General features: G+C 44.1%; 20 protein-coding genes. 5 read left to right on the plus strand and 15 right to left on the minus strand.

Features of this window, described 5'->3' with window-relative positions; all coding sequences use genetic code 11:
- Window positions 1-19: 19 nt before the first annotated feature.
- Both rfbB and ICN19_RS03390 read right to left on the minus strand, forming a co-directional pair.
- Window positions 20-1,078, minus strand: a complete 1,059-nt coding sequence (gene rfbB, locus ICN19_RS03385) for a dTDP-glucose 4,6-dehydratase (protein WP_216245770.1) — start codon at window positions 1,076-1,078, stop codon at window positions 20-22.
- A 58-nt stretch (window positions 1,079-1,136) separates the two neighbouring features.
- Window positions 1,137-2,078, minus strand: a complete 942-nt coding sequence (locus tag ICN19_RS03390; protein WP_216245771.1) for a glycosyltransferase — start codon at window positions 2,076-2,078, stop codon at window positions 1,137-1,139.
- 6 nt (window positions 2,079-2,084) lie between these two features.
- Between ICN19_RS03390 and ICN19_RS03395 the strand changes: the two genes are divergently transcribed.
- Both ICN19_RS03395 and ICN19_RS03400 read left to right on the plus strand, forming a co-directional pair.
- On the plus strand, window positions 2,085-3,101 hold the full coding sequence (locus tag ICN19_RS03395) for a glycosyltransferase family 10 domain-containing protein (protein WP_216245772.1): 1,017 nt from the start codon (window positions 2,085-2,087) through the stop codon (window positions 3,099-3,101).
- On the plus strand, window positions 3,094-4,119 hold the full coding sequence (locus tag ICN19_RS03400; RefSeq protein WP_216245773.1) for a hypothetical protein: 1,026 nt from the start codon (window positions 3,094-3,096) through the stop codon (window positions 4,117-4,119). The genes ICN19_RS03395 and ICN19_RS03400 overlap by 8 nt, the downstream gene beginning before the upstream one ends.
- Before the next feature lies 1 nt (window position 4,120).
- Here the strand turns inward: ICN19_RS03400 and ICN19_RS03405 are convergent, their stop codons facing one another.
- From ICN19_RS03405 to ICN19_RS03415, 3 genes are read right to left on the minus strand one after another with little or no spacing between them, the layout of a single operon-like run.
- Window positions 4,121-5,041 carry a glycosyltransferase gene (locus tag ICN19_RS03405; protein ID WP_216245774.1) on the minus strand — a complete coding sequence of 307 codons (921 nt, stop codon included), beginning with the start codon at window positions 5,039-5,041 and terminating at the stop codon, window positions 4,121-4,123.
- Window positions 5,041-5,940, minus strand: coding sequence for a DUF6492 family protein (locus tag ICN19_RS03410; RefSeq protein ID WP_216245775.1), 900 nt, complete (start codon window positions 5,938-5,940; stop codon window positions 5,041-5,043). Before ICN19_RS03410 ends, ICN19_RS03405 begins: the two co-directional genes overlap by 1 nt.
- Window positions 5,937-7,292 carry a hypothetical protein gene (locus ICN19_RS03415; RefSeq protein WP_255536916.1) on the minus strand — a complete coding sequence of 452 codons (1,356 nt, stop codon included), beginning with the start codon at window positions 7,290-7,292 and terminating at the stop codon, window positions 5,937-5,939. The genes ICN19_RS03410 and ICN19_RS03415 overlap by 4 nt, the downstream gene beginning before the upstream one ends.
- Before the next feature lie 85 nt (window positions 7,293-7,377).
- Here ICN19_RS03415 and ICN19_RS03420 point away from each other — a divergent pair, with 85 nt between their 5' ends.
- A complete protein-coding gene (locus ICN19_RS03420) occupies window positions 7,378-8,301 on the plus strand; it encodes a glycosyltransferase 61 family protein (RefSeq protein ID WP_216245776.1) in 924 nt (307 codons plus the stop codon).
- Here the strand turns inward: ICN19_RS03420 and ICN19_RS03425 are convergent.
- From ICN19_RS03425 to ICN19_RS03445, 5 genes are all read right to left on the minus strand, one after another.
- Window positions 8,281-9,249, minus strand: a complete 969-nt coding sequence (locus tag ICN19_RS03425; RefSeq protein ID WP_068320440.1) for an aspartate carbamoyltransferase catalytic subunit — start codon at window positions 9,247-9,249, stop codon at window positions 8,281-8,283. The genes ICN19_RS03420 and ICN19_RS03425 overlap by 21 nt on opposite strands.
- Complete coding sequence (gene pyrR, locus ICN19_RS03430; RefSeq protein WP_216245777.1) at window positions 9,249-9,749, minus strand: bifunctional pyr operon transcriptional regulator/uracil phosphoribosyltransferase PyrR; 501 nt, start codon at window positions 9,747-9,749, stop codon at window positions 9,249-9,251. Before pyrR ends, ICN19_RS03425 begins: the two co-directional genes overlap by 1 nt.
- A 32-nt stretch (window positions 9,750-9,781) precedes the next feature.
- Window positions 9,782-10,213 (minus strand): Holliday junction resolvase RuvX, encoded by a 432-nt coding sequence (ruvX, locus tag ICN19_RS03435; RefSeq protein ID WP_216245778.1) that lies wholly within the window; start codon window positions 10,211-10,213, stop codon window positions 9,782-9,784.
- A complete protein-coding gene (locus ICN19_RS03440; protein ID WP_255536946.1) occupies window positions 10,206-10,745 on the minus strand; it encodes a YqgE/AlgH family protein in 540 nt (179 codons plus the stop codon). The genes ruvX and ICN19_RS03440 overlap by 8 nt, the downstream gene beginning before the upstream one ends.
- A gap of 126 nt (window positions 10,746-10,871) precedes the next feature.
- Window positions 10,872-11,684 (minus strand): YdcF family protein, encoded by an 813-nt coding sequence (locus ICN19_RS03445; protein ID WP_255536917.1) that lies wholly within the window; start codon window positions 11,682-11,684, stop codon window positions 10,872-10,874.
- Between the two features lie 73 nt (window positions 11,685-11,757).
- On the opposite strand from ICN19_RS03445, the gene ICN19_RS03450 reads away from it, so the two are divergent.
- Both ICN19_RS03450 and ICN19_RS03455 read left to right on the plus strand, forming a co-directional pair.
- On the plus strand, window positions 11,758-13,230 hold the full coding sequence (locus ICN19_RS03450) for a deoxyribodipyrimidine photo-lyase (protein ID WP_216245780.1): 1,473 nt from the start codon (window positions 11,758-11,760) through the stop codon (window positions 13,228-13,230).
- Window positions 13,231-13,269: 39 nt separating this feature from the next.
- Window positions 13,270-14,109, plus strand: a complete 840-nt coding sequence (locus tag ICN19_RS03455) for a symmetrical bis(5'-nucleosyl)-tetraphosphatase (protein WP_216245781.1) — start codon at window positions 13,270-13,272, stop codon at window positions 14,107-14,109.
- Between the two features lie 28 nt (window positions 14,110-14,137).
- On the opposite strand, the gene hemL is transcribed toward ICN19_RS03455, so the two are convergent.
- The 5 genes from hemL to ICN19_RS03480 form a co-directional block, all read right to left on the minus strand.
- Complete coding sequence (gene hemL / locus ICN19_RS03460; RefSeq protein ID WP_216245782.1) at window positions 14,138-15,439, minus strand: glutamate-1-semialdehyde 2,1-aminomutase; 1,302 nt, start codon at window positions 15,437-15,439, stop codon at window positions 14,138-14,140.
- A 12-nt stretch (window positions 15,440-15,451) separates the two neighbouring features.
- Window positions 15,452-15,622 carry a rubredoxin gene (locus ICN19_RS03465; protein WP_011902084.1) on the minus strand — a complete coding sequence of 57 codons (171 nt, stop codon included), beginning with the start codon at window positions 15,620-15,622 and terminating at the stop codon, window positions 15,452-15,454.
- A 77-nt stretch (window positions 15,623-15,699) separates the two neighbouring features.
- On the minus strand, window positions 15,700-17,142 hold the full coding sequence (locus tag ICN19_RS03470; RefSeq protein WP_216245783.1) for a class I SAM-dependent RNA methyltransferase: 1,443 nt from the start codon (window positions 17,140-17,142) through the stop codon (window positions 15,700-15,702).
- Between the two features lie 58 nt (window positions 17,143-17,200).
- Window positions 17,201-17,626, minus strand: coding sequence for a CopD family protein (locus ICN19_RS03475; protein WP_216245784.1), 426 nt, complete (start codon window positions 17,624-17,626; stop codon window positions 17,201-17,203).
- 29 nt (window positions 17,627-17,655) lie between these two features.
- Window positions 17,656-18,933, minus strand: coding sequence for a glutamate-5-semialdehyde dehydrogenase (locus ICN19_RS03480; protein WP_216245785.1), 1,278 nt, complete (start codon window positions 18,931-18,933; stop codon window positions 17,656-17,658).
- Window positions 18,934-18,946: the final 13 nt, after the last annotated feature.

Here is an 18,946-nt window from a genome sequence, read left to right on the forward strand (position 1 = left end):
AAATAAAGAGTTAGCAGATTTAGTTGTACTGCTTTTGTAGCCAGTCACGATATGAGCCACTCACTACACCATCAATCCAAACCGGATTATCTAAATACCACTGCACTGTTTTGCGTATACCTGTATCAAAGGTTTCTGCTGGACGCCAGCCAAGCTCACGCTCCACCTTGCTGGCATCGATCGCATAGCGACGATCATGACCTGGTCGATCTTTTACAAATGTAATTTGCTCAACATAAGACTTGCCATCAGCACGAGGTTTGAGTTCATCCAAAATCCGACAGATCGTCTTCACCACATCAATATTGGCTTTTTCATTCCAGCCGCCAATGTTGTAAGTCTCACCTAATTTACCTTTGGCCAACACCTCCCGAATAGCAGAACAGTGATCGCCAACATACAACCAATCACGAATTTGCTGGCCATCGCCATAGATAGGTAATGGCTTGCTATTGAGGGCATTCAATATCACTAACGGGATCAATTTCTCGGGAAAGTGATAAGGGCCGTAGTTATTAGAGCAATTGGTTGTCACCACCGGGAATCCATAGGTATGGAACCATGCGCGCACCAAATGATCAGAAGCCGCTTTAGATGCCGAGTAAGGACTATTAGGCTCGTAAGAATTCGTTTCTGTAAAGGCAGGATCCGTCAAAGATAGAGAGCCATACACCTCGTCAGTAGACACATGATGGAAGCGGAAATGCTCTTTGCCAGCTGCATCCAGACCATTCCAATATTCACGCGCACACTCTAATAAATTAAAGGTACCCACAATATTAGTTGTTACGAATTCTGCTGGCCCATGAATAGACCGATCCACATGACTCTCAGCGGCGAAGTTCACAATAGCTCTAGGCTGATGCGCCTTTAACAGCCTGGTGACTAACTCTTTATCACCAATATCGCCATGAACAAAAATATGGCGAGGATCATTTTTTAAAGAATCTAGCGTGGCAAGGTTACCCGCATAAGTCAGCTTATCTAAATTAATCACACCTTCACTTGCTGGATTCTTGAGCCAGTCCAAAACAAAGTTGCCACCAATAAAGCCTGCGCCGCCAGTAACTAATATCATTTTTAATCTATTAAATAAGTGAGTGCGAATTGAACTAAGTAACTATGCAATAAATCAACTAAGGTGTTTGCATTAATTGCAGGTACTTATTAAAGCGTTTCTTGCCAAAGAGCAGAATCCCTAGTTTCTGTACCAATTTTAATCCGCCCCTCGCCTTCGGCAAAGGAACCTGCTCCACCGTGCCACCAGGCGTCTTATCGCAATTAATCAAGGCTGGGTTAATGAAAATCCGATAGCCCTTTTGACGCAAATCACGATGAAATGGAATGTGGTCAGCGACATCAATACCATCCGCTTGATCATCAGTACCCGCGTATCTACCGGCTAAAAATGATTCGCGCGTATAGATACCTAAGCCACCAAAAGCAGAATCAACTTCGATCAAATCTGCTCTTGGATCAATGGGCGACTGTTTACATGTCACCGCAATATTTTGAGCCATGTCATTACCCAGAATATTTTCCAATCGATGCTTTTGCTCCCAGCAATCCATTGGATTCCAATAAGGGTGACTCAAACCCCAAATGTCGTAATACTCACCTAGTTGATTTGCAGTAATAACATCCCAGGGCTCCTCTACCTCCCAGCATTGGGCAATTTTTGCAGGAGTGACTAGAGCATTCATACCATCCAAATCGGCCATGGCAATGTAATCAATGTCAGCATATTCTGACTTTGAAGCTACTGCATCAATAATCAGATTTCTACACAAGGCAATTCGGTCTGTACGCCTTGGATATTGATTGCTTAAATTACCCACACTAACAAATGAGAAGTTTTTAATAACGCCCTGTAGTTCTTCTAATTTTTTCGGGGTATCATCACTAGAATCGCTCTCAACTACAAAGCAATGTATTTCCTTGAAGTTACCAAGACTTGCAACTAAGGTTTCAACCTCATTTTGAATCGTATGCGCCACATTCCTAATCGGGCCAGCCAGCAAAATTTTGGAGTCGGCAATTGCCTTACGAGCAGGTTTTCGAAACTTAATTAGAGTCATATAAAAATGTTATTTGCCAATTACTATCAACCTGATAGGGTAAAAAATGCCTCTTTTGAGGAAGTCGATAGACATCATACCTACAACCCCACCTTTACCAATAGATTACTGAGATCAGAGTTTCTGAAGCACGGTATTGAATTAAACAATCCAGACGTCAATGAAGGTCGTGAAATTGCTTTTAGTATTTTGCACGATGGCCAAGCTCTAGACCAAATTTCCGAGCCAAAATACCTGATTGCCACAGAAAACCCCCATATTTGCCCACTGAATAAAGATAGGTCATATTTAAGCCAGTTCAACGGGGTATTTACCTGGAATACTGACTTTGCAAACCTACCAAATGTCAGCCACGTCTTCATCCCCAATCAGATCAGAAGTCTACCTACACCCTCGTTTTCCGAGAGACCCATTTTTTCTTGCATTATTAATGCTAATAAAGCATTTCCGAAGGGTCTAGAAAACGATCTCTATCGCGAACGTCTAGAAGTAATCCGATGGTATGAAACCAATGCTCCTGAATATTTTTCCTTATATGGTTTAGGTTGGGGCAAGCCAGAACCCGCTTTTACTCCTGTCGAGAAAGTAGCTCGGCGAATGAAGCGCCTGGCAAGTCAGCTCTTTGCATACAAACCTTTTCCGAGTTACGCCGGTGAAGTGCCCGATAAAGAATTGATCTATCGCCAAACGAAATTTGCCTACTGCTATGAGAACGTAGCTAATTTACCTGATTACATTAGCGAAAAAATATTTGATTGTTTTTTTGGTGGCTGTGTTCCGGTCTATTGGGGCGCCAGCACGATCAGCCAGCATATTCCAAGCACCTGCTTTATAGACAGAAGAGACTTTAAGAACACCGCTGAAGTTCATCGTTTTTTGATGAATATTGATGAGACTGAATACACAAAATACCAAGAGAGTATTCGCGACTTCCTATCAAGCTCAAAGGCAATAGAGTTTGACACAACCAGCTATGTCTCAACAATTATCAGCAAGATTCTCAAAGATCTGAATCATGCGTAACCGTTACATTCTCGATTACGACAATCCCGACGCTGGCATCGGTCACTCGATGGGCATCCTAAACCGCGCCCTTAAAATCGCTGATCGTAATCATCTTCAGTTTGCTTACTCAGAGACCCAGCTTGCTAAGTCTCATGAGCAATCATTACGATGGAAGTTCAAGCAGAGTCTACGAAGACTGCGAGGACGACACACCAATGAAACGCACAATATTGGGAACGACCTCAATGAAATGCTTGACCCTAAAACTCTACTTGCTAGCCGTGAAGACGTTGAGCAAAGAATTCGGCGTGGAGAAATAAATCTAATAGAGCTACCTGCTTTTGAAATCCATATCCCATCGAATGAGCAAAATGATGAGCTCATTTACAAGTCGGTAGATGATTTCATTCAAAGCCATCCTGAGCCTAATATCGCCTTCAAAATCAGTAATAACCGCTTTGGCGACTATGAATACGCCTCTACTAGAGATTGGTTTCTCAATGCCTATTCCGAAGCGCGTAAGCAACACCCTATATCACTCACATTTAATCCAAATAAACTGAATATTGCCGTCCATATACGTCGCGGAGATCTGTTACCAGGCCGTCAGTTTTCAGATCTTTCTTCCAGAATGCTGCCTGATGCTTGGTATTTAGAAATCCTCAATACGATCATTCGCAATACCCAAAAAGATATCGCTATTCATATTTTCAGCGAAGGCAATGACGGTAAATACCACTCAGAAAGGGGTACACCGTTTTCCTGGAAATCATATTTTGAAAATACGCCACATGTAGTTCATGAACATATTGATAGTGACTTCAAAGGCACATTCCATCACTTATTAAACGCTGATATCCTCATTGGCTCTAAGAGTGGCATGAGTCATTTGGCTGGCATGCTGAGTAAACAGACAAAGATCATGCCGAAGATGTGGCACTCCTATAGAGGAGCCAATCAACTGCTAGAAGTATCGAGCTTGCAATCAGAGCTCAATCAAGAGGAAATTACCAAACATTTAGAGCAATTACTCTAAGCTACCTCACCAAGAGGGTTGCCCAAAGCCCCACCAATAAGCGCTCGAGGCGCGTTAGCGGAGTCCAGAATCCGTTTCTTCGAAACTGAAAGCGGGCATAAATCTCACAATTTGCTTGCAGAGAAATTCCTTTAAAGCGTTGATTCAAGGCTCGCAATAAACCTGCGCCCACGGATACTCTCTTGGTCCATGGCAACTGGCGTGGGTAAAAATCCAAAGAGATCCCCAATAGCTCCAGGTACTTTTTCTGCACTTCAATTGTGGTGATGCGGAACTTATCCAAATGCACTGAGCTTGTTTGAGCTGGATAGCGGCGGTAAGTAATCAAACGCTCTTTGAGATTTAAAAATCGATAGCCAGCAGCAGCCATCACCACCCATAGGTAGTAATCTTCTGAGGTCAAAATGGTAGTGTCATATTTAAAACGCTTAAATATTTCAGCCTTACCCATCATGGCAGAATTACAGAGCCCGCAATATACAGAAAGTAGCGAACGTAAATCGGCATCGGTAAATTTATCTTTAGATTTCTTAATCTTGCCCGAAGCTTCGTCTAGAACCCATTGCGCACTACCGCAAAGATCACATTCCCCAGCTTCTAAACTACGCAATTGCTTTTCAAGACGGGTACGATCGGCAATATCATCGGCATCCATCAATGCAATATATTGGCCGCTAGCCCTATCAATCATGTCATTACGCGCTCTAACCACTCCGTAATTCTGATCTGAAAGTATCTTCACAATACGAGGATCGTCAAAACTCTGGATCACTTGCCGCGTATTGTCAGAGGAGCCATCATCAAAAATAATTAGCTCAATATTTTGATGACTTTGATTGAGGATGCTCTCAATTGCCTCAGCGATGTATAACTCTGAGTTATACGCGGGCATCAGTACGCTAATTAATGGCTGCTGATTCATTAAATAAAGCTTTGTAAGTAACGGCCGAATCGTTTCAACTTTTTCAGCGCTCTGGATGCAAGAGATTTTTGGCTCGCACCGTAGTCCAAACTGAGATCCCAGCTTGACTGATAAATTACACCTAAATAATTTTGCTTGAGCTTATCTAGCGTCTCACCGCTTCTGCGCAACAAGAAAAAGTGCCAATCATAGTAATAAATCCGAAAGAGTTGCTCTATAGGATGCAATGGGATGGCCTTGAAATTTAATAAGGCTTCTAGATACAGCAAGGTCTCCGGATGCTCTGGAGTGCAAATATCCCAGAAGGTAAGCCCCTTAGGCTTGAGATAACTCTCATCAAGGGAGTTCCATACTTTGGCCGACCAAATAAATGGCGGGCAAGGGCAATAGTAATTAGGCCCAAGACGCCCAAACAACTGCTTCACCCTATCGCCCTCAGCGATTAACTGAAGTGGTGCCTTGGCAAAGCCGCGATCAACTGCCAACTGGAAATATTCTTTGTTTTGGTAAATGACCGTGTAGGGATTGCCATCATCAGCCAAGAAATCAGACTGATAAAAGTTTTTAATAAATAGGCAATCAGAATCCAAACAAACATAGTTCTCGCACAATTCCAGACGCCAGAATTCTGATTTAATAATTTGCTGAGTCAAGCTCCCCGATTTATCTTTCTCGATTCCCGCTGGTACGCTTGTGTTCGCCTGAATAATTGACTCATCCGAAACCCATTGATAGCCTTCGCTACCAATTAGCTGAACTAATAAATCATGATCAGCTTGAGGGGTGGAAATATAAAACGGAATGCAATCGCAGTTATATTGAGATATGGACTGCAGTAGGCGCTTAAGTCGCAAGAAATCTTTGCGATAGGACTTACAGTAAAGAACAATGTCTTTCAAGAGACAACCTTTTCTTGAGCAATATGCGAAAGAATACTGCTAACTGCCTGATCAACGCCAATTGGCTGCCAAATAGGCTGCAGAAGCAGTTTTTGCTGCCAATCTAACCAAATTCTTTCGAGGGCCATAGCAATCCCCTCCTCATCCCCATCAGCGCTTAAATAGGACTTTCGATCCAATAGCATTTGATCTAATTGTGGATTGCGGTGGGTAATGCCCCAAATAGGTCTGCCAGACCAAAGGTAGTCGTAAAACTTCGAAGGAATGTACTCTGCGCACCATTCATCATTACCGTGGAGCAAAATCAATGCATCAGCTTCTTGCATCTTTTGTGCAACTCGCTCGCGCCCTGATTTACCACTGACCGGATCACGCTCTAAGCGACCGTGCGCTAATAAAACATCAGAAAAACCATACTGATTAATAGCCGCCACAGATAAAGAATCCAAGGGTGCGCCATAGGCGTGAACTCGTAGATGATTTCTAGCGTCAGGATACTTCTGAAACAGCGTATGCGCTGCCCGCAAAACAATCGAGAGCGATCTGTCATTTGCCAATGAACCAAAGTGACATAAATTTAAATATTCACCATATTGATGCTGAGACGTCCCCTGCATTTCACCCGGAGGATTGGCGCCAGGCATCACTACAAACCCTCTAGCATTACCAGGAGTATTTAAATTCGAATTTCTGACTTTGGCGTAATGGAGCGCTCCATCAGTAAACCACCAGACATAGTCTGAATACTTGCAGAGCTGACTTTCTAAATAGTGCCGAAAGCGCGCATCTCGATTTTTGGGTTTCTCAAATCCCTGGTCGTTGGGATTCTTACGAATCACCAAGGGATCATGTACCTCCGAAATCAAAGGCAGGCCAGTGGCACGCTTTAACCAAACTCCAGCTAAATGTGCTGACCAAGCACTACCAATGGAATAGATCACATCCACCTTACCACTGCGAATCAAGAGGTAACCGCGCACAAATGCAGGCAAGGCCCAGGACCACTGGCTCGAATACCCCAGGAGGAGTTTTTCAATACCGATAAATGGGGCCAGGAGTATAGAAACGGTGCGTGTCAGGAGCTTGTAAATAAACCCGCGCCCATATTGATTGGCGATCCAATGTCGAAAATCAAACCTAAAGGCTGCTGGGCCCCAGGCTAAAAACTGCTTATGAGGGAAACGCTCATCTTTTAAGCCAGTAATGGCGCTAAAAACAATCGGCTTAACACCGGCCTCTAAGAAATAAGGGATCTTATCGGTAATGGTCAAACTAGCTGCCCTACCATCCATGTTGAACGCATGAGATAGAAGAAGCCAGTTTTTCTGTTGCGTAATAGATTTAGCCTTCAATCAGCACCCTTATATCACCGCTTAAAATCACATTAGTAGCTAGAATTATAGTAGGCTTCCCCTTACACATTAAATATTAAAGTGCATGCACAAAATTAAAGACTTCTTTCAGAAATGGCTATTTAAGTTTACCGGGAGCGCGAGCTATATCCTCTTCAAAGATCAGCTCTATAGCAAGAATCCAATTTCAGTAAAAAATGATCGCGTTCATTATGTTAGACGTTGGTCACTATTACCTATTGATTTAGAGGTCGAAAATCTAGAAGGTGAAGAATTTTATTTATTAATTATTCACACAGACAACATTGCCCATTTTTTCCATGACGTTTTCTTCCCCTTTTATCTTGAGTGGAGAAAAAATAAAAAACGGGTCTGCGTCTCCATTAAAGGCAATTCATTCCAAAGAGAATTTCTAGAATCTATCATTGACCCTAAAGATTTAGTTTTTTTAGATTATGACAAGGCTTATGCATTTTCCAGGCTAGTCGTCACTCCTGAAGGTAGAGATTTAAAAATCTATCCCGACTTTCAAGAAATTTGCCGAGAGATTAAAACAATCTGTTTTGCAAAACACGGTATTTCTGAGATACGAAATAAAAACCTGATCTATGGCAGAAACGAGCTCAGCCGCAAGAATCTACTCAATATCGACCAGGAATTTTTAAAGGCAAACCATATTGATCAGATCTTCTTATCTAAACTCAGTTTCAAAGACTATCTTCAGACGCTGGCAAATGCTCAGACCTTTACCTACATGGTAGGTGCTGGCGTATTTAACCTGCTTTTTTTAAACGACGACGTTAAAGTCTTAGAAATAAACCCTTATCGGAATAATTCTTGGGCTCAAATGTTTGGCCTATCAACGCTCTGTGATTTCAATGTAGTCATTAGCAACAATCTAGAGCACTCTGCTGCTGCCGCTCAAGATGAGTTAATACTAGATAGTCATGTGAATTTTGATGAGCAAATTGCGGCGGAAATTACTAAATTAATTTCCAGCCACAATTGACATCACTGCCATACGCACTGCAATACCAAAGGTCACTTGATTCAAGATGACCGATTGCGGGCCATCAGCCACCGCTGAGTCGATCTCTACACCACGATTCATGGGGCCCGGATGCATCACGATGGCATCAGACTTGGCGAGAGCTAAGCGAGCCGGTGTTAAGCCGTACTGTTTAAAAAATGCATCTCCCTCGGGAACTTGACCAGCCTCCATGCGCTCTTTCTGAATACGCAGGGTCATCACAACATCAACATCTTTTAAACCCTCTTCCATGCTGTGGAAGACCTTAACACCCAACATATCCAAATCACTTGGTAATAAGCTTTCTGGGCCAATAGCACGGATGTCTTCGCAACCCAAAGTGGTTAAAGCATGAATATTCGACTTTGCTACACGACTGTGAACAATATCACCCACAATTGCCACTTTTAAACCTTTGAAGCTTTGCTTGAAGTGGCGCATCGTATACATATCCAGTAAACCTTGGGTAGGATGCTGATGACTACCATCGCCAGCATTCACCACATGCACATGTGCTGGTACGTGGTTAGCAATTTCAATTGGCGCTCTAGATACGCTATGACGAACAACAAAAATATCTGCCTGCATCGCAACCAAGTTATCAATGGTATCGAGGAGGCTTTCTCCTTTTGCAGTTGATGATGTAGAAATATCTAAATTAATGACGTCTGCCGATAAACGCTTGGCAGCGATCTCAAAAGTTGTTCTAGTGCGAGTAGAGTTCTCGAAGAAGAGATTAAATACACTTTTACCCCTTAACAATGGAACCTTCTTAACCTCACGTGATGGATCGGTAACGCTGACAAACTGCTGGGCCGTATCCAGAATATGAACAATTTGTTCTTTAGGAAGTCCTTCTAGGGTTAAAAGATGTGTAAGCTCTCCGGCAGCATTAAATTGATTCACTGGCTGATATATCGAACTCATCACTCACGCTCCTCTAGTACGAAACTGAACTTCCCAGCTGTATCTTTTTCTAAAACCAGAATTTGGTGATCTGGAACACTTACCTCTTCACCAACAAAATTGGCGCACACAGGAAGCTCTCGGTTACCACGATCAGCCAAGACCATTAACTCCACCTGTGCTGGTCTACCAAAATCAAACAACTCATTTAGGGCGGCTCTAACAGTTCTACCAGTTAACAGAACATCATCAATCAAAATCACTGTGGCACCGTTGACATCAAATGGTAGGTGGGTCGTCATGGTGCTAGCCGTCCGAAGTGCAGTCATACCTTTTTCCGCATAGTCGTCACGATGAAAAGCCACATTAATGACGCCGAAGTGCGGCAAACCTAAGTCTTTCGCTAAGCGCTCAGCAATCCAGGCTCCACCCATTGCAAGTCCGACCAATTCAAAAGACTCCGCCTGCTTCAACCCACGAAGCTTTGCTAGTAATTTTTCGTATAACTGTTCTGCATTCATTCTTTAATCACCGCTATATATAAACTGCATTTTTATTCGGCAGCCCTAGAGCCGACTTCTGCAAAATACTGCTCCAAAATAAGGGCTGCCGAGTGAGCATCTAGATTGTCCCGCATCTGGAGATCGCCCTCTAAAACCACGGAGGAGTAGCGCTCATCCACCCAGGCTACTGGCAAACGAAAGCGGCCATGTAATTGATTGCCAAAACGCGTGGCTTTGGCGGTCATCTCATGGGGTTTGCCATCTGGATGTGTTGGTCGGCCAACCACCAATTGATCAGGCCGCCAATCTGCCAGAAGCATCTCTATATCCTTAAATAAGGCATCGCTATTGACTGCTGCAATGGTCTTCAAAGGTTCGCCTGCCTTTGTTACTGAATTGCCAACTGCAACACCTACACGTCTAGTCCCATAGTCAAATGCCATCACCGTAATAGGTGCACTAGATGCAGCGGGCTTATGCATGCCCTGCCTCTCCAGAAAGGTCAGAGGGATCAAAACCTAAATGATTCATCGCCTTTTGATAGCGCTGGCTTGAGGGAGTATTAAAGATAATTTCCATCATTTGCTCGCGGTTCAATGGAACATTAATCCAACCATTAAGGGTAATCTCTTCTTCGAGCTGTCCCGCACCCCAACCCGCATAACCCAGAGTCATTAAAAACTGTGCAGGCCCTTTACCGTTGGCCACCTCCTCCAATACATCTTTAGAGGTAGTCATGGTTAAACCGCCTGGAATAATTAATGAGGAGCTGTAAGAAAGTTTGGGATTGGATTCATGCAAAACAAAACCACGCTCTACCTGAACAGGTCCACCAAAATAAACTGGCTGATCCAATAAAGGAGCAATCTCCAACTTCAGATCGATTTTGTCAAACAGAGTGCTTAAGTTAACCTCAGTTGGCCTATTAACCACCAGCCCCATAGCACCTCTCTCAGTATGCTCAAAAAGATAAATTACCGAGCCGGCAAAATTAGGGTCAACCATCCCTGGCATAGCAATTAAAAACTGATTAGCAAGATGGTCGGCAGAAAAAGAAATTGATGACTCTGGCGAAGGCGCTATATCTGAAGCAGAGGGTGCTTTTTTAGCAGAAGTCATGGCCACTATTTTACCGAAGATCTAGATTTTTCCCGTAATCCAGTAAGCCAGCAGGCCTACCGCCTCGTGCACTACATCATGCCAGTTTTGTGCGCCATCTACCAAGTTGAACTCAGTCCACTGCAGGCGATTAGCCGTTTGGTAATCCACCGGTAAAGGCAATACAGGTAAATCTTGTTTTTTAAAGATTTTGACCGATCGATACATATGGCTGGCTGAGGTGATTAGTAGCCAAGGCTTTAATTGTCCAGCGTTATCCTTTGCCCCGAGTTCTTGGATCATCGGCTTCATATAAAGCACATTCTCATAGGTGTTACGAGATTGATTTTCATAATGAGCCTGGGCTTCATTTAGACCCTGTTCCTGAACCAACTGTTTAAAAGCATCCGCCTCGGATATGCCTCTCGGAGTAATACGCCCAGAGGCACCGCTAAAGATATAAGGAAGATTGGGATGCTTACGAACAAACTCAAAACCCTTGGTAACGCGCTCTGCTGAAGAATGAATGGATATCTCCCCCCGATCCACTGCGATCTGTTCGCCAGAGATTGCACCACCTAAAATAATGATGCCCCCAATCTCATTATTGAGATCATTTGGTAAAGCCGCCTTAGGAATCAGATTTTCAATAGCTCTCAACGGCAACTCTGAGGCAGGTAACCAGCCCACTAGCAGAAGATCGAAGACCGCCAGTACTAAAAAACGCTTACAAAGATGAGGTTTGCGTAGGGACAAGAAAAGGAGGCCCATTAAGACAAAGGCGATCACCCAATTGAGTGGCTCAATGCAAAATTGCACTACTTTCGAGAGAATAAAAAAGATCGTATCCATCATTGCCTAAGATCTTAACCCGACTACCCTACCCTGCCGTCTGCATTTAAGTTGAATAAGCCCTAATATAGGGGCTATGCAAAAAGCACTAGTTTGGCTCCGCCGCGATCTCCGCCTGTATGACAATGCAGCTCTCCATTACGCACTCAAAGAGGGTGGGCAAGTTTGGCTCACTTTCATTTTTGACACCGATATTCTGAAACCCTTGTTGAAAGGTGAGCTTGATGCCAATGGCCTTAAACATGACCGCAGGGTTGATTTCATTTGGCAAGGCTTAAAACAAATTGATGATGAACTACGTAAACAAGGTGGAGGACTGATTGTCCGCTTCGGCCAACCAACTCAATGCATTCCCGAAATTGCCAAAGAACTCGGCGTAAATACAGTATTTACCAATCATGACTATGAGCCTTCAGCAATTGAGCGCGATGAAACTGTCAGGGTTCAGTTAGAAAAACAAGGTATTGGGTTTGAGACTTTTAAAGATCAGGTGATCTTTGAGAAAAAGGAAATTTTGACCAATTCCAATACCGTCTTTTCTATTTTTACGCCCTATAAAAATAATTGGCTCAAGACACTTCAAGAAAAAGATCTCTCTGCTTACGAATGCAACCCGAAACCAGGGCAGCTTGCAGGAATTCCCAAAAAATTATCCGCACCATTTCCATCCTTAGAGTCTATGGGTTTTTGCCCCACTGGCATTGAAAGCTACCTACCGCCTGGCTCTGAAGGTGGTCAAGCCTTTTTAGAAGACTTTCTTCATCGCATAGATCAATACCAAGTTGGCAGAGACTTTCCCGCGATTAAGGGTGTGAGTTATCTCTCCACCCACTTACGTTTTGGCATGTTATCCATTCGAGGTTTAGTGCGCGAAGCTCATCGACGCATGCTAGCGGGAAGCATGGGTGCCACTATTTGGTTAAGCGAATTAATCTGGCGTGATTTTTACTTCATGATTCTGGCTAATCATCCTCGTCTTGCTAAGGGCGCATCTTTTAAACCCGACTACGATAATATTGCGTGGGAGAGTGGTGCCACTGCCAAGAAGTTATTTGCCGCCTGGTGTGAAGGTAAAACTGGTTACCCCCTAGTAGATGCAGCAATGCATCAACTTAACCAAAGTGGCTATATGCATAATCGCTTGCGTATGGTTGTAGCAAGCTTTCTAACTAAAGATTTGGGAATAGATTGGCGCTGGGGTGAAGCTTATTTTGCTGAACATCTCAATGACTTTGAACTCTCCTCCAATAATGGTGGCTGGCAATGGGCTTCTTCGTCAGGCTGCGATGCCCAGCCGTATTTCCGAATCTTTAATCCAATTACCCAATCAGAAAAGTTTGATCCAGAGGGTAAGTTCATCAAACGCTATCTACCGCAATTAGAAAAGCTCTCTAAGAAGTCAATTCACGCCCCGTGGAAGGCTGGCCATATCGAGCTAGAGGCCGCGGGGATCAGCCTGGGAAGGGATTACCCATTACCTGTTGTAGATCATGATGAAGCGCGTAAGAAGACTTTAGTGCGCTACAGCGTTGTGAAAAAAATCGCTTAACAAAATCCATTAGCCTTCATTTCCGCTTTAAGATTAGGTATGAGCAAGATCTATGCCGTAGGTGATGTCCAAGGCTGCGCACCTTCGTTAAAAGCCTTAGTCAAAAAGCTTCCTCCAAAATCCAAAATGATTTTTCTGGGGGACTTAGTCAATCGCGGGCCTGATTCATTAGGCGCATTACGACATTTAAAAACTTTACAAGAATCTGGTCGTGCTGAGTGCATCCTGGGTAATCATGATTTGCACCTGCTTGCAATTGATGCTGGCCTTCGCAAAACGAAAGGGCTAGATACTGTTGAGCCCATTTTGCATGCCCCTGATCGGGTAGAGCTTATTGACTGGATACGAAATCGCCCCATGGCATTGAGTAATGGCAAAGTCCTCACTGTTCATGCAGGGGTGCTACCCCAATGGGACTTACAACAAACTATTGAATGCGCTCAAGAAGTAGAGAAGGCATTACGCAGTAAGTCTTACAAAACTTTTCTAGCCAATATGTACGGCAACACCCCCACCAAATGGAGCAACTCCCTAAAGGGGTATGAACGCTTGCGAGTCATCACTAATGCCTTAACCCGCATGCGATTTTGTAGCCCCACCGGTCAAATGGAGTTTGAAAGTAAAGAAGGTTTAGAAGATGGGCCAAAAGGCTACACACCTTGGTTTATGGCGCCCAAGAGAAAGACTGCTAACACCTTAATTTACTTTGGACACTGGTCCACACTAGGCTTAATGCGCAAACACAATGTCATTGGTCTAGATACCGGCTGCGTCTGGGGCGGAAAACTCACCGCACTGGAGATTGCAGACTCCAATAAAGACAATCAGAAATTAGGCATCATTCAAGTGAATGGCTATGACCACCCACTCAGGATGTAAATCATTGCAAAGATAAATTTTTAAAGGCTTAAAGCTTTTTAAAAGAATTCTCAGCTGCAGCAATAATTTCATCGAGTACAGCATTGTCATGTGCAATGGATGTGAAACCTGCCTCGTATGCAGATGGTGCTAAGTACACCCCTTCATCCAACATTAAGTGGAAGAATTTCTTAAAGGCATCAATATTAGATTTAGTCACCGCCTCAAATGAGGTGGGAACTTCATTAGTAAAGTAAAAGCCAAACATCCCGCCCTCGCTATCTACAGCAAAGGGGATATTGTTTCTATCGGCAGCTGCTTTTAAACCGGCCATTAATTTTTCTGTCTGGCCAGTCAAGCACTCATAGAAACCTTCTCGCGAAATAATCTCGAGAGTCTTTAGGCCTGCAGCTACAGCAACCGGGTTGCCAGAGAGGGTGCCAGCCTGATACACATTGCCCAAAGGTGCAAGCTTGGACATGATTTCTTTCTTGCCGCCAAAAGCCGCCATCGGCATACCGCCACCCATGACCTTGCCTAGACATGTGAGATCTGGAGTAACACCTTGCAAAGACTGAGCGCCACCTAGAGCCACTCTAAAGCCGGTCATAACTTCGTCGTAAATCAATACAGCACCATGCTTGCTAGTCAAACTACGAATCGCCGTTAAAAATTCTTTAGAAGGCTTGATTAAATTCATGTTGCCAGCGATTGGCTCGATGATGACTGCAGCAATTTGATCGCCCTGCTTTTTAAATACTTCCTCAATCGCAGCAACATCGTTGTACGGCAATACCAAAGTATGTTTGACCAAATCCTGTGGCACACCACCAGAAGATGGTGCATTTTGTGTAGAGTCAGCAAAAGTTAATAGACCGGAACCAGCCTTTACCAAAAGACTATCAGCATGACCGTGATAGCAACCTTCAAACTTGATAATCAAATCACGGCCAGTGTAGCCACGAGCTAGGCGCAGGGCACTCATCGTCGCCTCTGTGCCACTAGACACCATGCGCACCTGCTCAACGCTTGGCATTAAGGCGCAAATGCGTTCAGCTAATTCAATTTCACCTTCGGTAGGTGCGCCATAGCTAAAACTAGTTTCAGCAGCTTTCTGAACTGCAGCTACCACTTCGGGATTTGCGTGACCCACGATCATCGGGCCCCAAGACATAATTAAATCGATATAACGCTTATCGTTGGCATCCCAAAAGTAAGGGCCTTTGGCTTTAGCAACAAAACGAGGTGTTCCGCCAACTTGACGGAAAGCCCTCACTGGGGAATTGACTCCTCCAGGAATGGTTTTTTGTGCACGCTCAAATAGCGCTTCGTTTTGATCTACGTTTGCCATGGTTATTTCTAATTAAATTGCCATCATTTCAAAGTCTTCTTTGCGAGCGCCACACTCTGGACAAGTCCAGTTCATTGGCACATCTTTCCATAGTGTTCCTGGCGCAATACCTTCCTCCGGCAGACCAGCGGCTTCGTCGTAAACCCAACCGCAAATTAAACACATGTATGTTTTAAATTCCATTGCTTTGCTCTCTGATGTTCTTTGGTCTATCTTTTGTTTACTATGCTTCTTGTCTTATTTTAAGGTTTTATAGCTACTTAAGCTGGACGCTTCGCATGCATCTCAAACTTGAATAAACGACACTCAAGAGGACCATTAAACAAGGGGGTGCGCTTAGATTCTTTAATACGCAACTGGCCTGGAAGCGCCATATCTGCAGTCAGCACAAATATATTCCATCCGCCAAAGTCATCTTTTAGATGCTGGCCAAACTGACGCAAAAACTCCACAAACTTAGGATCCTGCTCTTCTTGGGCTTGCAGCTTTTTCAATGATTCACGACTAGAACGCTTGGCACTTTGACGACCCGTCTCTAGGTTCAGCTCAAAACGGTTATCCGGTTCATCTGCATAGGTATCCTGCGCATCACGATCAGATACCCGATCCTGACCGCGGCCGCCCTTGATTACCAATCGCTCACCGTAAGGAGGATTCAATAACATCACGCCCTCATGAACACTTCCTGGCGGCTTAGCAGCTAAAGCATCAATTTGACGCACTACCGGCTGGTCCGGCAATTGCGCTCTTTGCCAGTTACCCTTAAACATGGAAACTAACTTTTCATTAATATCACCGCCACTAATTTTTAAGGCATCAACACTAGAATAGTGCTTGCGCATTTCTAGCATTTTCGCAAGAGCAGCTTCCTTTAAATCAACCCAACGCTTTTGCTCAGCAGCTTCTTTAAAGGGTTTGAGTCGCTGAAAACCAAAACCATGCGCCGAAGTAACCAACGGACGATAAGCCAGTCTGCTTGGCTTAGCATCATCGCCATACATGCCTGCACGTATAGCACCAGGCGGAATAGATAAGGCCATCTGAGCAGCTTCAATCAAAAATGTGCCACTACCGCACATCGGATCAAATAAAGTTTGACCAGGCTTCCAGGCAGTGAACGACAAGATTCCGGCGGCTAGATTTTCTTTAAGGGGTGCATCCCCTTTTTCATCACGCCAACCACGCTTAAATAACGCCTCACCAGAAGTATCCAAGTAAATAGTGACTTGGGTTGCTGTTAAATGCGCCTGCACGCGCACATCCGGAAAGGCAGTATCAATGCTCGGCCGATCTCCCGTTACATCACGTAAGCGATCAACAATTGCATCTTTAATTTTGAGGGTAGCAAAATTCAAACTCTTAAGCGGGGAGCGATGAGCAGTGACATCAACGCGTAATGTTTGCTTAGACGTAAACCATTCTTCCCAAGCTAAACCACTGGCCAACTTATATAAATCTTCTTCTTGCCTGTAAGGAGCTTGCGCCATTTGCAATAAAACTCGACTCCCAATACGAGAATGCAAATTCAGGGCCATTGCTGCAGATAGGGGCCCAGCCAGACCTACACCACCAGTTGGGCTGGTTGGCGTTGGGTCAATTACCCAAGCACCTAAAGCCTTACATTCAGGGCGTCCAGCAATCTCTGCTAGCTCCTGGGCAAGCGGCACTTCTAAACCGCCTGGACACACAACAAAAAATCTCATGGGGCTAACAATCTTTAAATGGGGCTATTAAAAATAAAATAATACTGATTGGTTGGACTTAAGGCTTAAATAAAACCAAAGCAACAATAATGATCAGCAAAATTACTGGCACTTCGTTAAACCACCGAAACCAAACACCAGATCGCTTATTCGTACCAATGCGGAACTTTTTGAGCAAGCTTAAACAAGCGTGGTGATATCCAAGCACCAGAATCACAAAAAATAATTTAGCGTGCATCCATGTATCACCACGACCAATACCGAAATAAAGCCACAGCGTTATACCCAATAAGACTGCTGGCACCGCCAGGATCGTCATGAACCGAAATAGGCGGTCAGCCATACCTAGCAGGCGAGCATAAGCCTCAGCGTTTTTCTCTTCAGCCAAATTCACATAGATTCTGGGCAGATAAAACAAGCCAGCAAACCACGAAGTAATAAATACGATGTGAAAAGTTTTAACCCAAAGGTAGGAATTACTCATATGTAGTGTATTTACTTTGCGCTATTAAATTAGGTACGAATCTCGCCATGGCCCATGACTACATACTTTAAGGAGGTCAGTCCATCAAGACCAACTGGGCCGCGGGCATGCAGCTTGTCATTCGAAATGCCGATCTCAGCGCCCAAGCCGTACTCAAAGCCATCGGCAAAACGAGTGCTGGCGTTCACCATTACGCTGGCACTGTCTACCTCGCGCAAGAAGCGATCTGCTTGCGCTTTATTGTTCGTAATAATGGCATCAGTGTGCTTGCTGCCATATTGCTCAATATGGTTCATGGCCTCATCAATATTAGCCACCGTCTTAATTGACAGAATTGGGGCTAAATATTCGGTTTGCCAATCTTCTTCCTTGGCATCGACTAAATTCTGAAAACCATTGGCCTCAAGTGTTTTACGAGTCAATGAATCAACTCTCAGCTCTACGCCTTTATCTTGATAAATCTTGCACAGCGTTGGCAATACTGTATTAGCAATCTCTTGATTTACGAGCAAAGTTTCCATTGCATTACAGGGTGCATAGCGTTGGGTCTTAGCGTTATCACACACCTTTACAGCCATTGCTACATCAGCATCGGCATCAATATAGGTGTGGCAAATACCATCTAAGTGCTTGATCATTGGAACACGTGCCTCAGCCATCAAGCGCGCAATTAAACTTTTTCCGCCTCGTGGCACTATGACATCGATGTATTGAGTCATCGTAATCATTTCACCGACAGCACTGCGATCCGTCGTTGTTACCACCTGCACCGCATCTTTAGGTAAGCCTGCAGCAGACAGGCCCTCTTGAATAATCTGAGCCAGCAAAGTATTGGAATCAATTGCCTCAGAGCCACCACGCAAAATCACAGCATTGCCTGACTTTAAGCACAATGCAGCGGCATCAATGGTTACATTAGGACGAGACTCATAAATAATACCTATCACTCCAAGCGGCACACGCATCTGGCCCAACTCAATGCCTGATGCCTGCTTCTTTAATGGAGTAATTTTCCCAATAGGATCTTCTAAAGAAACAATTTGCTCTAAACCCAAGGCCATCGTCTCAATAGTTTTTGGGGTCATGGTTAAGCGATCAATAAAAGCAGCGTCTTGGCCATTTGCTTTAGCACGCTCAACATCAATTTGATTGATCTTCTGAATCTCAGCTGACTTTTGACGAACTGCCTTTGCAATATGCAATAAAGCTTGATTTTTTTGCTCGCTAGATGCACGCGCCATTGCACGCGATGCAGCTCGTGCTCGCATGCCAATGTCTTGCATCATTTTTTGAATTGCTGAACTCATTTTTATTCTCTGA

The sequence above is a fragment of the Polynucleobacter sp. AP-Capit-er-40B-B4 genome, from assembly GCF_018882245.1.
Taxonomy (GTDB): Bacteria; Pseudomonadota; Gammaproteobacteria; order Burkholderiales; family Burkholderiaceae; genus Polynucleobacter.